This window comes from Pseudomonas sediminis (assembly GCF_039555755.1).
GTDB lineage: Bacteria > Pseudomonadota > Gammaproteobacteria > Pseudomonadales > Pseudomonadaceae > Aquipseudomonas > Aquipseudomonas mendocina_D.
In genome coordinates this window covers 4,341,541-4,357,318 of sequence record NZ_CP154631.1, presented here as the reverse complement: position 1 = coordinate 4,357,318, position 15,778 = coordinate 4,341,541, and the positions used below count along the sequence as shown (strand labels likewise).

At 60.9% G+C, this 15,778-nt stretch carries 7 protein-coding genes, 2 tRNA genes, 1 rRNA gene and 1 pseudogene; 7 read left to right on the top strand and 4 right to left on the bottom strand.

From position 1 onward, the window contains the following. Nucleotides 1-92: 92 nt before the first annotated feature. The 4 genes and pseudogenes from istB to AAEQ75_RS20505 all read right to left on the bottom strand — a co-directional run bounded on the left by istB (nucleotide 93) and on the right by AAEQ75_RS20505 (nucleotide 3,263). On the bottom strand, nucleotides 93-869 hold the full coding sequence (istB, locus tag AAEQ75_RS20520; protein WP_198757821.1) for an IS21-like element ISPst3 family helper ATPase IstB: 777 nt from the start codon (nucleotides 867-869) through the stop codon (nucleotides 93-95). Then, nucleotides 862-2,361 (bottom strand): IS21-like element ISPst3 family transposase, encoded by a 1,500-nt coding sequence (gene istA, locus AAEQ75_RS20515; RefSeq protein ID WP_153605164.1) that lies wholly within the window; start codon nucleotides 2,359-2,361, stop codon nucleotides 862-864. Before istA ends, istB begins: the two co-directional genes overlap by 8 nt. A 117-nt stretch (nucleotides 2,362-2,478) precedes the next feature. Further along, a pseudogene (locus AAEQ75_RS20510) lies at nucleotides 2,479-2,751 on the bottom strand (alcohol dehydrogenase catalytic domain-containing protein); the annotation flags it as partial. Further along, on the bottom strand, nucleotides 2,748-3,263 hold the full coding sequence (locus AAEQ75_RS20505; RefSeq protein WP_343350295.1) for an SRPBCC domain-containing protein: 516 nt from the start codon (nucleotides 3,261-3,263) through the stop codon (nucleotides 2,748-2,750). The gene AAEQ75_RS20505 and the pseudogene AAEQ75_RS20510, both read right to left, overlap by 4 nt. A gap of 367 nt (nucleotides 3,264-3,630) precedes the next feature. Between AAEQ75_RS20505 and AAEQ75_RS20500 the strand changes: the two genes are divergently transcribed. The 7 genes from AAEQ75_RS20500 (at nucleotide 3,631) to AAEQ75_RS20470 (ending at nucleotide 15,562) form a co-directional block, all read left to right on the top strand. Further along, on the top strand, nucleotides 3,631-3,954 hold the full coding sequence (locus AAEQ75_RS20500) for a ComEA family DNA-binding protein (protein WP_343350294.1): 324 nt from the start codon (nucleotides 3,631-3,633) through the stop codon (nucleotides 3,952-3,954). 159 nt (nucleotides 3,955-4,113) lie between these two features. Next, nucleotides 4,114-7,527, top strand: coding sequence for an exodeoxyribonuclease V subunit gamma (recC, locus tag AAEQ75_RS20495; protein WP_343350293.1), 3,414 nt, complete (start codon nucleotides 4,114-4,116; stop codon nucleotides 7,525-7,527). After that, nucleotides 7,524-11,153 (top strand): exodeoxyribonuclease V subunit beta, encoded by a 3,630-nt coding sequence (gene recB, locus AAEQ75_RS20490; protein WP_343350292.1) that lies wholly within the window; start codon nucleotides 7,524-7,526, stop codon nucleotides 11,151-11,153. The genes recC and recB overlap by 4 nt, the downstream gene beginning before the upstream one ends. Next, on the top strand, nucleotides 11,150-13,180 hold the full coding sequence (gene recD / locus AAEQ75_RS20485; RefSeq protein WP_343350290.1) for an exodeoxyribonuclease V subunit alpha: 2,031 nt from the start codon (nucleotides 11,150-11,152) through the stop codon (nucleotides 13,178-13,180). The genes recB and recD overlap by 4 nt, the downstream gene beginning before the upstream one ends. Nucleotides 13,181-13,765: 585 nt before the next feature. Further along, a 16S ribosomal RNA gene (locus AAEQ75_RS20480) occupies nucleotides 13,766-15,302 on the top strand. 85 nt (nucleotides 15,303-15,387) lie between these two features. Further along, nucleotides 15,388-15,464: transfer RNA gene (locus AAEQ75_RS20475), tRNA-Ile, on the top strand. Nucleotides 15,465-15,486: 22 nt separating this feature from the next. After that, nucleotides 15,487-15,562, top strand: a tRNA-Ala gene (locus AAEQ75_RS20470). Nucleotides 15,563-15,778 lie beyond the last annotated feature (216 nt).

Below are 15,778 nucleotides of genomic sequence, written 5' to 3'. Positions count from 1 at the left end.
GTCCCAGTTCAGCTGTTGAAGACCTGCCACATGCAGCCATGCAGCAGGCCGTCGTCACCATGAAATCAGAACGACTCATCGTCCTCCGGTTCCTAGCCGCCCTTACGCTTTCGCTCCCGTGATTTGATCTTGGCCTGGGCCGCCAAGCTACTGTGTTGCAGGCGATAGGACTCGTTACCGGTTTCGACGATGTGGCAGTGGTGGGTCAGCCGATCCAGCAGGGCGGTGGTCATCTTGGCGTCGCCGAACACGCTCGACCATTCGGCGAAGCTCAGGTTGGTGGTGATCACCACGCTGGTGTGTTCGTACAGCTTGGACAGCAGGTGAAACAGCAACGCACCGCCAGCCTGGCTGAACGGCAGATAACCCAGTTCGTCGAGGATGACCAGATCCATGCGCAGCAGTGCCTGGGCGATCCGCCCGGCTTTGCCGTCGTGTTTTTCGCGCTCCAGCAGATTGACCAGATCGACCGTGGAGTAGAAGCGCACGCGCTTGCCATGCCGGGTGATGCCGGACACGGCCAGCGCGGTGGCTAGGTGGGTTTTACCGGTGCCTGGCCCACCGATCAGCACCACGTTCTGCGCGGTGTCGGTAAAGGCCAGGCTGGCCAGCTCGCTGATCAGGCGTGCGTCGGCGCTAGAGGCGTTGAAATCGAAGCTGGCCAGATCGCGGTGCATCGGCAGCTTGGCCATGTTCATCTGGTGGCTCACCGAGCGCATGGCGCGATCTGTGTGCTCTTGTTCCAGCAGGTGTTCGAGCAGCCACTTGGACGAGGCTGTGTTCGACTCACCCTGTGCAGTTAACTCCGCCCAGGCCGTGGCCATGCCGTGCAGGCGCAGCTCCTTGAGTTCCGCCATCAAATCACGCATGACCGACCTCCTCGGCCTGGCCACGCAGGCGGTCGTAGCGCGCCGTGTTAGCGACGGGGGCTTCCTTGAGCGACAAGTGGGTTTCGACGCTGGGTGGTGGTTCGGTCGCGGCCAGGCGCGCCACGACATTGAGGATGTGTTCGGCGCTCAGGCTGCCGCTTTCCAGTACCAGCTCAACAGCCACCAACACCGCATCGAGCCCGGCGACCGGTACGGCAGCCAGAACTTGCGCCATGATCCGGTCACCGCCGGCATGACGCCCCAGACCGTGCTTAAGTTGACGCAGCGGCGCCGGCAGATCAGCAAAGGGCGCGCCGTTGCGCAGCGCACCGGGCTTGCGTTCGATCAGCGGGAGGTAGTGCTGCCAGTCATAGCTGACCTGGTCGCGATCCAGCAAGCGGACATGGCTGGCGATCAGCGCGTCGTCAGCCACCACCTCGATTCGCGTCGGATACAAACGGCTGCTGACCCACTTACCCGCGTACTCACACGGCACCGAGTAGCGGTTGCGCCCGACGCTGACCAGGCAGGTGCTGGAGACCCGCGCAGGCCGCTCGACGTAACCGTCGAATGGCGCTGGCACAGGCATCAGTTCAGCGCGCTCCAACTCAAGCACTTCGGCCACACTCAGCCCGCTGTATTGAGGGTGCGTCAGCTCGTTCCAAAGCGCGCGGCAGCGCTGGCCCAGCCAGGCATTGAGTTCCTCGAAGGAGTGAAACTGACAGTCCTGGGCGTCTAGCCAGATACGCCTGCGGCTGTCTTGCACGTTCTTTTCAACGATGCCCTTTTCCCAACCAGCGGCGACGTTGCAGAAGTCCGGATCGAACAGGTAATGCGCGCACATCACCGCAAAGCGTGCATTCACCGCCCGGCCTTTGCCCTTATTGACCTTGTCGACGGCGGTCTTCATGTTGTCGTAGATGCCCCGGCGCGGCACGCCGCCCAAGGCGCCGAACGAGCGTGTATGGGCGTCAAATAACATCTCATGGCCCTGGCTCGGATACGCCACAAGCCAGAACGCACGGCTGGCACACAGCTTCAGATGTGCCACCTGCATACGCCGGTAAATGCCGCCGACCAGCAAGCCTTCCTCGCTCCAGTCAAACTGAAACGCCTCGCCAAGAGCAAAGGTCAGCGGCACAAAGGCCTGCGACGCCTTGCCCTGTCCCCCTCGCCAGGCACGGATAAACGCGGTGAGCTGGCTGTAGCCACCGTCATAACCATCGGCTTTGATTTGCGCCAACAGCGCCTTGGCACTGCGCCGCTGTTGCTTGGGGCGCAGCGAATCGGCTTTTAGCGCCTGCTCTAGCGTGGCGTGAAAAGGGCTGAGTTTGTTAAAGATCGCGCGGCGTTGGTACACCGGCTGCTTGGCCTCAGGTGCTCTGACCCACTTGCGAATCGTGTTGCGCGCCAGCCCGGTGCGCTTGGCTATCTCATGCAGCGACAGCTTGTCGCGGAAATACATCCGCCGAATTTTGCCCATCATTTCCATACTGATCACCCTGTGTTCTCCTGCTCAAAAATTGAGCAGAAGCAGTTGAACACCTGGGTCAGTTTTCAGTCGGCAGAACAGCCTCTACTGGGTCAGTTTTCGGTCAGCGGCAACACACTGTGGGAAGAAGCACGAGACCACATGATCGCCCGGGCGGAACTCATCGACCCCCGCACCCACGGCCTCGACCACGCCAGCACCGTCGGACATCAGCACGCGCCGGTCAGCGGTCGGGATGCCGCCATTGGCGACCAGCAGATCGTGGAAGTTCAGCGAGCTGGCATGTATACGCACTCGAATCTCGCCCGGCCCCGGCTGACCGGGGTCGGCCATCTCGACGATATTGATCTGCTGCAAACCGGCGGGAGCTTTCAGGATCGCCGCTTTCATACGCGGGCCTTACGGGCAGCGGCAACCATGCCGTTGAGCCACGCCTGGTGACCGTTGATCATCGGGTTGCTGGGGTCATTGGCCAGGGCTTCGGCCGGCTTACCTTTCTGCGTTTCCTGGGTGAGGATGCGCACGCGGTTGCCGGACAGATCTTCGATCAGCCAGGCGTGGTGAACGTCCAGACGCTCGTCGGTACCCTCTTCGCCAGCCCAGCCATGCCAGGCCACTCGTGCAGGTTGGCCGAGCACTGGTGCGACATGCTCGACCACTTGGGCTTCGACGGGGAAACCGAAGGTCTTGAAGAAGAAGCGCACGCCTTGTTCCAGCTCCGGCCCCTTGTTGTCATAGAAGCGGATGTCGGAAGAGTTGGCGTAATAGGTCGGCCACATGGCCGGTACGTTCAGAAGAGGCCAGATGTCGGCGACGCTGAGGCCGCTTACGATGACTTCATTAGAGCAGAAGTTTTCGGTAAAGCCCGGAACATAGCCTTTCGGCCAAACGATATCGCTCATGGTGGTTCTCCTAGTCACTTTGGAGCCGTCTGGCCTTCACAGGCATCTACGGCGTTGGCGACCATGATCGCCAGTCATGAGATATAAGAAAAATCGTCAATTATTATGGTTGGTATTATTCATGCTTGTATTAGCCACTAAAGCAGCGATTGAAAGGTAGTGCGGCGCAGTTGCAATACCTGACTGTCAGGGCCGGCCCGCGCGGGTTGGTAACCGAAATCCTGTTGGTTTCATCAATTAGTTTGCCCAGCTCGTCAACCGAGTGGTGACGGATCTCGCCCATTCCAATTTGACAGTGAGGAGATAGCGTCTAGGTTCAAGAACGAGCCTAAAGCGCTCGTCTTACTCACTTACAAGGAACGTTAAGATGATGAAAGCCTACCTTTCCTCCGTGCTATTCGCCGTTCTCACCTCCCTCTCCCTTGCTGCTTCGGCAGTAGAAACTTCGAAGACTGAACCAGCCGCTACGGCCTCTGCGCAGGTTGCCCAGGCAGTTACCGTCAATCTGAATACTGCTGATGCCGACACTCTCCAGCGCGAGTTGGCGGGTATCGGAGCAACCAAGGCGCAGGCAATCGTGGCTTATCGTGAGGCTCACGGTAACTTCGCTTCGGTTGACGAGTTGCTTGAAGTCAAAGGTATCGGTGAGGCGACTCTGGATAAGAATCGCGACAAGCTCAGGGTTGATTGACGCCTGCTGCTGTCGTTACCAAGGCCGGTCGTTGACCGGCCTTTTAGTTATTTGGTCGGCCTCAAATGCTTCAGGTCGTTTGTGACATAGGCGTTGATGACGCACCTTGTCGCCAAATGCTGGCAAACTTGCGCTTCGATTTTCGACAGGAGTCAGTCGATGCCCGCCAGCCCGGAGTTGTCCCCCGGCCTTATCGTCATCCACGGTAACCACCTCGAAGAGCTGCGTGCGCTGGCGGTGCAGTGGATGCGGCGCTATCCATTGCGGCCGCTGGAGAATGAGGTGCTGCTGGTGCAGAGCAACGGCATCGCCCAGTGGCTCAAGCTGGCGTTGGCCGAGCGTGACGGCTGTGGCATCGCGGCGGCGCTGGACGTTGACCTGCCGGCGCGCTTTCTCTGGCAGGCGTACCGTAACGTGCTGGGCAAGGACGCGATCCCGCAGCAATCGCCTTTGGACAAGGCGCCGCTGACCTGGCGTCTGATGCGGCTGTTGCCGGGCCTGTTGGCCGAGGAGGCGTTCGCTCCGTTGCGCCGCTTCCTCGCTGATGATCAGGACCTGCGTAAGCGCCACCAACTGGCCGAGCGCCTGGCCGATCTGTTCGACCAATATCAGGTCTATCGCGCCGACTGGCTGGCGGACTGGGCCGCCGGGCATGATCGTTTGCGTACCTCGCGCGGTGGCGAAAGGATGCTGGAGGGCGATTCCCGTTGGCAACCCGCACTGTGGCGTGCCTTGCTGGTGGATGTCGGCGAGCAGCACCTGGCTGAAAGTCGCGCTGGCGTGCATCCGCGTTTCGTCGCGCGCATGGGTGAGCTGGATGCAGCGCCCCCTGGACTGCCCCGGCGCATCACCGTTTTCGGTATTTCCTCATTGCCGGCCCAGGTGCTGGAAGCGCTGGCGGCCATGGCGCGTTTCAGCCAGGTCATGCTCTACATGCACAACCCTTGTCAGCACCACTGGGGCGATATCGTCGAAGACAAGGATCTGCTGCGCCACGAATACCGCCGCCAGCAGCGCAAGGGCAGACCAAGCGCCCAGATCGGCCTTTTCGAGCAGGAGGATATGCACCAGCACGGGCAGCCGTTGCTCGCAGCCTGGGGCAAGCAGGGGCGTGACTATATCAATCTGCTGGATCAGTACGACGAGCCGCAGCGTTACCGCGAGCAGTTCGAGCGCATCGACCTGTTCAGTCCGGCCAACGAGAACAGCCTGCTTGGCCAACTACAGAACGATATCCTCGACCTGCGTCCGCTGGCGGAAACCCGCAGCACCTGGCCGCCGGTCGACCCCGCGCGTGATCATTCGCTGCGTTTTCATATCGCCCACAGCGCTCAGCGCGAGGTGGAGGTGTTGCACGATCAACTGCTGGCCAGCTTCAGCGAGGACGCCACGCTACGGCCGCGCGACGTGATCGTCATGGTGCCGGACGTCAATGCCTACGCACCGCATATTCAGGCCGTGTTCGGCCAGTTCGCCAGCGACGACCCGCGTTTCATCCCCTTCACCTTGGCCGACCAGGGGCTGCGCGGTAAGGAGCCAATGATCATCGCGCTGGAGCATTTGCTGCGTCTGCCGGAAAGCCGCTTCAGCGTAAGCGAGATTCTTGATCTGCTGGATGTTGCCGCGTTGCGTCAGCGCTTCGCCATCGCCGAGGATCAGCTACCCACGCTGCGCCGCTGGCTGGAGGGTGTCGGTGTGCGTTGGGGGCTGGATGCGAGCCAGCGGCAATCGCTGGGCCTGGGTGAGAACCTGGAGCAGAACACCTGGCGCTTTGGCCTGCGGCGCATGCTGCTGGGTTACGCAGTGGGCAAGGCCGATGCTTTTGCCGGTATCGAACCTTACGACGAGATCGGCGGGCTCGATGCTGCGTTGATCGGCCCGGTAACGCGCCTGCTGGAAACCCTCGACCGGCACCTGCAGCAAATGCGTGAGCCGGCCACACCGGGGCAGTGGGGCGAACGCTTACGCAGCGTGCTCGACGATTTCTTCCTGCCACAAAACGACCGCGAAGACGTGCTCACGACTCAGTTGCTCGATGCGCTGGAGGCCTGGCTGGAGCTGTGCGAGGCTGCGACGCTGGACGAAGCGCTGACTCTGCCAGTGGTGCGCGAAGCCTGGCTCGGCGGGCTCGATCAGGGGCGGCTGAGTCAGCGCTTTCTAGCCGGTGCGGTGAATTTCTGCACGCTGATGCCGATGCGCGCGATCCCTTTTCGTCAGGTCTGCCTGCTGGGCATGAACGATGGCGACTATCCGCGCAGTCAGGCGCCGCTGGATTTCGATCTGATGGCCGGTGATTACCGCCCCGGTGACCGCTCACGCCGCGAGGATGATCGCTATCTGCTGCTCGAAGCACTGCTGGCAGCACGTGATCGTCTCTATATCAGCTGGGTAGGGCGCAGCATTCGCGACAACAGCGAGCGCCCGCCGTCCGTGTTGGTCGGCCAGTTGCGCGACCACCTTGGCAGTGCCTGGACGCTGGCCGATGGCGGCGACGTTCTGCATGGCCTGACCACCGAGCATCCCTTGCAGCCTTTCAGTCGCCGTTACTTCAACGGCGAGGCGCAACTGTTCAGCTATGCTCACGAGTGGGCGGCCCTGTATGACCAGGCCTCGGCGGGCGAGAGCGCTGCGCCGTTATTGGCCTGGGAAGAGGGACATCAGCTCACGCCTGAGCTGTTGCAGTCGTTCCTGCGTGACCCTGTGAAGTGTTTTTTCACCCGCCGCCTGAAGGTGTTTCTCGATGAACAAGAGCAGGCGCAGCTCGACAGCGAGCCATTCGCCCTCGACGGTCTGCAGCGCTACCAGTTGCAGGAAACCTTGCTCAAGGCGGCGCTAGCGGGCGACGGGGACCACGACGATGCGCTGAGGGCAGCAGCCGACCGTCTGCAGCGCAGTGGTGTCCTGCCGCTGGCTGGTTTCGGCGAACAGTATCGCAACGCCTTGCTGGAGCCTCTGCCGGCGCAGTTGCGGCGTTATCAGGGGCTCTGCCTGTGCTGGTCGACCCTGCTGGAATCCCCGCAGCGCCTGACCTTCGCCGCAGCCGGTGTTCAGCTCGACGGCTGGCTCGCCGGGCTGCGGCAGAAGGCCAATGGCAGCCTCGCACGGCTGGAACTGGTGCCAGGCGCGCTGCACAAGGACAAGAGCTGGAAGTGGCATCGTCTGCTGCGACCCTATGCGCTGCATGTCATCGCGTCGGCCTGCGGTGTGCCGCTGATCACCTTGCTCGTCGGGGAGGATCGCAGCTTGGCGTTCGAGCCACTACCTGTGGAGCACGCAGCCCTTGTACTGAGCACTTGGCTGCAAGCCTGGGGCGCCGGCATGCAGGCACCTCTGCCGGTCGCCCTGAAAACCTCGTTGGCCTGGTTGCAGGACAATAACGAGGACAAGGCCCGTGGTGTCTACGAGGGCAGCTACAACCTCACAGGTGAAGTCCAGGGCAGCGCCAGTCTGGCCAGGCAGTTCCCGAATTACGCCGCCCTTACCGCCGATGGTCAGTTTCCGGCATGGAGCGAACAACTCTACCAGTCGCTACTCGACAGTCATCCCCAGGCGCTCGAGGAGGACGCAGCATGAGCCAACAGCGCCCACTGGCCCTGACGTTTCCCCTGCACGGCAGCCGCTTGATCGAGGCCAGCGCCGGTACGGGCAAGACCTTCACCATTTCCGCGCTCTACCTGCGGCTGATTCTCGGGCATGGAGGCGACGCCGCGTTCCGCGAGGCGTTGCTACCGCCGCAGATTCTGGTGGTGACTTTTACTGATGCGGCCACGCGCGAACTGCGCGACCGGATTCGTGCGCGTCTAGTCGAGGCCGCGACCGTATTCCGCGGTGATGCCCAGGGCGATGACCTGCTGCGTGAGCTAAGCGGTGATTTTGCCCAGACGCAGTGGGACGAGTGCGCCCGCCGCCTGGAGTTGGCAGCGCAGTGGATGGACGAGGCCGCCGTGTCCACCATTCACGGCTGGTGTCAGCGCATGCTGCGTGAGCATGCCTTCGACAGCGGCAGCCTGTTCAGTCAGACCCTGGAGACCGACCACAGCGAACTGTTGGCCGAGGTGGTGCGCGACTATTGGAGGCAGCACTGCTATCCGTTGCAGGGCGCCGCGCTGGAGTGGGTGGCAAGCGTCTGGGGGACTCCCGACGGTCTTGGCGCCAGGCTGCGTCCCTTACTGGGTGAGGAGAGTGAGGGGACGACGCAGTCGTTGGGCGAGTTGCTCGATCACGCGCTGCAGCAGCGTGATCAGGCGCTGGTCGAGCTCAAGTCGCCTTGGCTGACCTGGGCCGAGGAGCTGCAGCTGTTGCTGGATGCAGCGGTGGCGGCCAGGCAAGTGGACGGCAAGAAAATCCAGGCGCGCTTCTACAACCCCTGGCTGGCCAAGTTGCGCGAGTGGGCTGGCGGCGAAGAGCCGCGTCTCGACCTGGGTACAGGCTTCACTCGGCTGACCCCCGACGGCCTGGCCGAAGCCTGGAAGGGCGAGGCGCCTGATCATCCCGCGCTGGATGCCATGGCACTACTCAAGGCGCAACTTGATGCGCTGCCTGATCCCGCTGACGCGGCTTTGCGCCACGCGGCGGCTTGGGTTCGCCAGCGCTTCGACTGGGAGAAACGCCAGCGTGCGGAGATGGGCTTCGACGACATGCTCGTGCGCCTGGACGCTGCCCTGCAAGGCGGCAATGGCCCGCGCCTGGCCGAGGTTATCCGCCGTCAGTTCCCGGTGGCGATGATCGATGAATTCCAGGACACCGACCCGCTGCAGTACCGCATCTTCGATACGCTCTACGAGGTCGAAGCCAATCGCGCCGACTGCGGCCTGTTCATGATCGGTGACCCCAAGCAGGCCGTCTATTCCTTCCGTGGCGCCGACATTCACACCTACCTGCGCGCGCGCCGGGCCACGTTCGGTCGGCATTACAACCTGGAAAAGAACTTCCGCTCCAGCCAGTCCATGGTCGATGCCGTTAATGGCGTTTTCCTGCGGGCTGAGCAGCGCGAGGGCGGTGAGGGTGCGTTTCTGCTGCGCGATGATCTGCCTTTTATCGAGGTGGGCGCGCAAGGTCGACGCGAAGTATGGAGTGTCGACGGCCAGGCGCAACCAGCCCTGACGGTGTGGCAATTGGAGAGCGACGAGCCGGTTGCCAAAGGCGCCTATCTGGATGTCATGGCGGCGGGTGCAGCCAGTGAGATCGTGCGTCTGCTGGATCTGGGCCAGCGCGGGCAGGCCGGCTTTAGCAAGGAGGGTGCGCTCAGTACCCTGCGGCCCAGCGACATCGCGGTGCTGGTGCGCGACTTCAACGAGGCACAGGCCATTCGCGGCGAACTGTCGGCTCGTGGCGTGCGCAGCGTCTACCTCTCTGACAAGGATTCGGTGTTCGCCGCCCAGGAAGCACGCGACCTGCTGCTGTGGTTGCGCGCCTGTGCCGAGCCAGATCAGGATCGCCCGCTGCGCGCAGCGCTGGCCAGTGCGACGCTGGGGCTGGCGTTGACCGAGCTGGAGCAGCTCAACCTCGACGAGCGCACCTGGGAGCGCCGCGTCATGCAGTTCCGCGACTATCGCCAGCGCTGGCAGCGCCAGGGTGTGCTACCGATGCTGCGCCAGCTGCTGCAAGACTTCGAGCTGCCGCAACAGCTGATGGGGCGTGACGATGGCGAGCGAGTACTGACTAATCTGTTGCATCTGGCTGAACTGCTGCAGCAGGCCGCCACTGAACTCGATGGCGAGCTGGCGCTGATTCGTCACTTGAGTGAGCCGCTGGCAGGCGAAGGCCAGGCGGTCGATGAGCAGGTGTTGCGCCTGGAGAGCGATGAGGCGCTGGTGCGCGTGGTGACCATCCACAAATCCAAGGGTCTGGAGTATCCCTTGGTTTTCCTGCCATTCATCTGCGCCTTCCGCCCGGTGGATGACAAGAAGCCGCTGCAGATCCATGACGGCGAACGCCGACGCTTGGTGCTCAAGGCCGATGAGGACAGTTTGGCGCGCGCCGAGCGTGAGCGCCTGGGTGAAGACCTACGCCTGCTTTATGTGGCGCTGACCCGTGCCCGTCATGCCTGCTGGTTGGGCGTAGCAGACCTGAAGATCGGTAACGGCAAAAAGTCGCGTCTGCATGAGTCGGCCTTGGGCTACCTGCTCGGTTGTGGCGAGCCCCTGGTGGCAAGTGCCGCACTCGCTGATTGGCTCGCACCCTTTGCTGTTGGTCTGGAAAGCACCGTGGCGCCGGTACCGCCCGTCAGCGAGCAGCGCTATCGCATGATCGAAGATGAGCAGTTCGAGCCGCATTGGCGTACGCCAGTACGACGCGCCGCCGAGCATTGGTGGATCGCTTCCTACAGTGCGCTGCGTCTGGACGAAGACGCGCCCAGCCAGGTCAGCCGCCATGAAGACGCCGCGCCCGACAGTCCGGCGATGCAGAACGCCATCGACGACGAGAACCCGTTGCTGGCTCTGGCGCCGCTACCTGCATCGGCTCAGGGGCTGCATCGCTTCCCGCGCGGGCCCAATCCCGGCACCTTCCTCCATGGTCTGCTGGAAATGGCGGCGCAGGAAGGCTTCGCCGCGCTGGCGCAGGAACCTTCGAGGTTGCGCGAGGCACTGGCCAGGCGCTGCCAGCGTCGCGGCCTGGAAAGCTGGATCGACCCGCTGCTGGACTGGTTGCTGGCGTTTCTGACTCAACCGCTGCCGCTGACTGGCACGGATGCCGTGGTGCTGGCGCAACTGACGCAATATCAGCCCGAGCTGGAGTTCTGGTTCGAAGCACGTGCTGTCGATGTCAGGCTGCTGGATCAGTGGGTGCAGCAGTACGAATTGCCGGGCATGGCCAGGCAGCCGCTGCGTGCCGACACCCTCAATGGCATGTTCAAGGGTTTCATCGATCTGGTATTCGAACATCAGGGGCGTTACTACGTGGCGGATTACAAGTCCAACTGGCTCGGCAGCGACGATAGCGCCTACACCCGTGAAGCGATGGAGGTGACCATCGCCAGCCACCGCTATGACCTGCAATACGTGCTCTATGTGTTGGCGCTGCACCGGCAATTGCGTCTGCGCCTGCCGGATTACGACTACGACCAGCATGTAGGGGGCGCGCTCTACCTATTCTTGCGTGCGCCGCAGCAGGGCGCTTATCTGGCACGGCCGCCGCGCGAGCTGATCGAGCGATTGGACGAGCTGTTCATGGGCGAAGCCGAGGAGGGCGCAGCATGAGTACGACCTTTGCGCCGGCGCTGCGCGATCGCGCTGATCTCTTTGCCTTACTTTCTATATGGAGCGAGCGCGGCTGGCTACGTGAACTGGATCGTGCGCTGGCGCAGCTGTTCGCCGAGCTGGATCCGGACGCGTCGCCCCTGTTGCTGCTCGGCGCCGCACTGGCCAGTCACCAATTAGGTCAGGGGCATGTCTGTCTTGATCTGGCGGCGACCTTGGCCAACCCGGACTTCACCCTGTCCCTGCCGCCGGAGGGGGATGAGGCGGAAGAGGCAACGATTCTGCCGTCTCAGGTGCTGGCCGGACTCAGTCTGGAATCCTGGTTGGCGGCCTGTTCCGGCAGTGCGCTGCTAGAGTCCGAGGGAGCGCCGTTGGTGCTCAGTGGCACCTGCTTATATATGCGCCGCTACTGGAACTACGAGCGCCAGGTGGCAGGCAATATCGCCCGGCGTCTGCAGGCTAATGCTGCAGCCCCGAGTGACTTGGCGATGCGCCTGGCTTCACTCTTTCCTGAAACGCTGGTGGTGGATGGGCAGCGTCTGACCGATTGGCAGAAGCTCGCTTGCGCCATGGCCGCTCATGGCCGTTTCACGCTGATCACCGGAGGACCAGGCACCGGCAAGACCACCACGGTGGTACGCCTGCTGGCTTTGTTGCAGGAGGCGGCCATGGCCACTGGCGAGCCGCTACGCCTGAGTCTGGCAGCGCCCACCGGCAAGGCTGCCGCGCGCCTGACCGAATCCATCGGTGCGCAAGTGCAATCCCTGGCGCTGGACGAGCGAGTGCGTGAGCAGATTCCAACCTTGGTGACGACATTGCATCGCTTGCTCGGCAGTCGTCCTGGCAGTCGTCATTTTCGTCACGATGCCGCCAATCCTCTGCCGCTGGATGTGCTGGTGGTAGACGAGGCGTCGATGATCGACCTTGAGATGATGGCCAGCCTGCTGGACGCGCTGCCAGCGCATGCGCGTTTGATTCTGCTGGGCGACAAGGACCAACTGGCGTCGGTAGAGGCTGGCGCGGTGCTGGGCGACTTGTGTCGAGAGGCGGAAAGCGGCGGCTACAGCGAAGCGACGCGCGCCTGGCTGGAAAGCCAGACGGGCGAGCGGCTTGAAGATCCGGCATTGGTGCCCGGTGACAAGGCGCTAGCGCAGCATATCGTCATGCTGCGCCACTCGCGCCGCTTCGGCAGTGGCTCGGGTATCGGGCGTCTGGCGCGTGCGGTGAACCAGGGCGATGCGCAGACGGCTCGTGCGACTCTGGCCGCCGGTGCGGATGACCTGCATGTGCTGCGGCTGTCGGGTGAGCAGGATCGCGGATTGGAACGTCTGCTCATAGGCGGGCAGGGCGACGGTGAGTCGCGTCCGCAGGGGTATGCGGATTACCTACAAGTGATGCAGACGCAGCGTCCGGTGCCAAAATCGAGTGAGCAAGCCTGGGATGATTGGGCGGGCGGGGTTCTGGCGGCGTTCGATCAGTTCCAGTTGCTGTGCGCCGTTCGCAAGGGCGCTTGGGGTGTAGAGGCGCTCAACGAGCGTATCGCTGAAGCGTTGGTCCGGCGTGGACTCCTTGAGCAGGCTCATGGCTGGTATGAAGGTCGGCCTGTGCTGGTAACGCGCAACGACTACAGCCTGGGATTGATGAATGGCGATATCGGCATCGCGCTGCGCTTGCCCGAGCCACCAGAGGTTCCGGGCGCACCCATGCGCCAGGTATTACGAGTGGTATTCCCACGCAATGATGGCAGCGGCGCCTTGCGCCATATCCTGCCTAGTCGTCTGAGTGCGGTGGAGACGGTGTTCGCTATGACGGTGCACAAGTCGCAGGGCTCGGAGTTCGCCCATTGTGCGCTGATCCTGCCCGATAGCCTCAATCCAGTGCTGACCAAGGAGCTGGTGTATACCGGTATCACGCGGGCTCGCCACTGGTTCAGCCTGATTGAAACTCGCGCAGGCATCTTCGAGCAGGCGGTACAGCGACGTGTGGAACGGCGTAGCGGTCTGCGTGAGGCGCTCGACGCGCTGTAAGTAACAAAACTGCAATTAAAGCTTGACGCGCATTCTGCTGGATGTAGAATGCGCGCCACTTCAGCGATGAAGCGCTTCAAAAACTTCTTGTTAATCAATAAGTTAAGTTAAATGAAGGGCTTGCAAAGCTGGATCTGGCGTGTAGAATACGCGCCGGTCGACAGGGTGGTGGTAAGGCTCTGTTGGTGGTTCGGTCGAATGGATCGAAGGCGGTAGAAAAGAGGTGTTGACAGCGGTTTTGAACGCTGTAGAATGCGCCTCCCGCTGGAGAGAAGAAGTTCAGATCGAAGGCGCAAGTGGTTGAGTAGAAAGAAGTTTCTCCGGAAACAAATTCGAAAAACAGCTTGACAGATAGAGAGGCTGCTGTAGAATGCGCGCCTCGGTTGAGATGAAAGGCTTAACCAACTGTTCTTTAACAACTGAATCAAGCAATTCGTGTGGGTGCTTGTGAGGTAAGACTGATAGTCAACTGATTATCAGCATCACAAAGCAACACTCGTTAATTCGAGAGTTACCTTTCATTAATTTGAAAGTTTTGCGATTGCTGAGCCAAGTTTAGGGTTTTCTCAAAACCCAAGCAGTATTGAACTGAAGAGTTTGATCATGGCTCAGATTGAACGCTGGCGGCAGGCCTAACACATGCAAGTCGAGCGGATGAGAGGAGCTTGCTCCTTGATTTAGCGGCGGACGGGTGAGTAATGCCTAGGAATCTGCCTGGTAGTGGGGGATAACGTCCGGAAACGGGCGCTAATACCGCATACGTCCTACGGGAGAAAGCAGGGGACCTTCGGGCCTTGCGCTATCAGATGAGCCTAGGTCGGATTAGCTAGTTGGTGAGGTAATGGCTCACCAAGGCGACGATCCGTAACTGGTCTGAGAGGATGATCAGTCACACTGGAACTGAGACACGGTCCAGACTCCTACGGGAGGCAGCAGTGGGGAATATTGGACAATGGGCGAAAGCCTGATCCAGCCATGCCGCGTGTGTGAAGAAGGTCTTCGGATTGTAAAGCACTTTAAGTTGGGAGGAAGGGCAGTAAGTTAATACCTTGCTGTTTTGACGTTACCGACAGAATAAGCACCGGCTAACTTCGTGCCAGCAGCCGCGGTAATACGAAGGGTGCAAGCGTTAATCGGAATTACTGGGCGTAAAGCGCGCGTAGGTGGTTCGTTAAGTTGGATGTGAAAGCCCCGGGCTCAACCTGGGAACTGCATCCAAAACTGGCGAGCTAGAGTACGGTAGAGGGTGGTGGAATTTCCTGTGTAGCGGTGAAATGCGTAGATATAGGAAGGAACACCAGTGGCGAAGGCGACCACCTGGACTGATACTGACACTGAGGTGCGAAAGCGTGGGGAGCAAACAGGATTAGATACCCTGGTAGTCCACGCCGTAAACGATGTCAACTAGCCGTTGGGTTCCTTGAGAACTTAGTGGCGCAGCTAACGCATTAAGTTGACCGCCTGGGGAGTACGGCCGCAAGGTTAAAACTCAAATGAATTGACGGGGGCCCGCACAAGCGGTGGAGCATGTGGTTTAATTCGAAGCAACGCGAAGAACCTTACCTGGCCTTGACATGCTGAGAACTTTCCAGAGATGGATTGGTGCCTTCGGGAACTCAGACACAGGTGCTGCATGGCTGTCGTCAGCTCGTGTCGTGAGATGTTGGGTTAAGTCCCGTAACGAGCGCAACCCTTGTCCTTAGTTACCAGCACGTTATGGTGGGCACTCTAAGGAGACTGCCGGTGACAAACCGGAGGAAGGTGGGGATGACGTCAAGTCATCATGGCCCTTACGGCCAGGGCTACACACGTGCTACAATGGTCGGTACAAAGGGTTGCCAAGCCGCGAGGTGGAGCTAATCCCATAAAACCGATCGTAGTCCGGATCGCAGTCTGCAACTCGACTGCGTGAAGTCGGAATCGCTAGTAATCGTGAATCAGAATGTCACGGTGAATACGTTCCCGGGCCTTGTACACACCGCCCGTCACACCATGGGAGTGGGTTGCTCCAGAAGTAGCTAGTCTAACCTTCGGGGGGACGGTTACCACGGAGTGATTCATGACTGGGGTGAAGTCGTAACAAGGTAGCCGTAGGGGAACCTGCGGCTGGATCACCTCCTTAATCGAAGACATCAGCTTCTTCATAAGTTCCCACACGAATTGCTTGATTCATAGTCGAAGACGATGCTGTAACGCGACCCTGTTATAGGTCTGTAGCTCAGTTGGTTAGAGCGCACCCCTGATAAGGGTGAGGTCGGCAGTTCAAATCTGCCCAGACCTACCAATTGCTTGGTGCAGAAGAATACGGGGCCATAGCTCAGCTGGGAGAGCGCCTGCCTTGCACGCAGGAGGTCAGCGGTTCGATCCCGCTTGGCTCCACCACTCTCTACGCGGTTACGGTGAGAAGAGAAAGAGTTCAGAAATGAGCGCTTCAGGGTAGACCTGGCGAGTGCTGATTTCTGGTCTTTTGACCGGTACGAATATCGTTCTTTAAAAATTTGGATATGTGATAGAAGTGACTGATTAATTGCTTTCACTGGCAATTGATCTGGTCAAGGTAAAATTTGTAGTTCTCAAGACGCAAATTTTCGGCGAATG

Excerpts from the sequence above, each read along its gene's own strand:
- AAEQ75_RS20505 (WP_343350295.1), bottom strand. The coding sequence starts at position 3,263 with ATGAGCGATATCGTTTGGCCGAAAGGCTATGTTCCGGGCTTTACCGAA.
- istA (WP_153605164.1), bottom strand. The coding sequence starts at position 2,361 with ATGGAAATGATGGGCAAAATTCGGCGGATGTATTTCCGCGACAAGCTG.
- recD (WP_343350290.1), top strand. The coding sequence starts at position 11,150 with ATGAGTACGACCTTTGCGCCGGCGCTGCGCGATCGCGCTGATCTCTTT.
- recC (WP_343350293.1), top strand. The coding sequence starts at position 4,114 with ATGCCCGCCAGCCCGGAGTTGTCCCCCGGCCTTATCGTCATCCACGGT.
- istB (WP_198757821.1), bottom strand. The coding sequence starts at position 869 with ATGCGTGATTTGATGGCGGAACTCAAGGAGCTGCGCCTGCACGGCATG.
- AAEQ75_RS20500 (WP_343350294.1), top strand. The coding sequence starts at position 3,631 with ATGATGAAAGCCTACCTTTCCTCCGTGCTATTCGCCGTTCTCACCTCC.
- recB (WP_343350292.1), top strand. The coding sequence starts at position 7,524 with ATGAGCCAACAGCGCCCACTGGCCCTGACGTTTCCCCTGCACGGCAGC.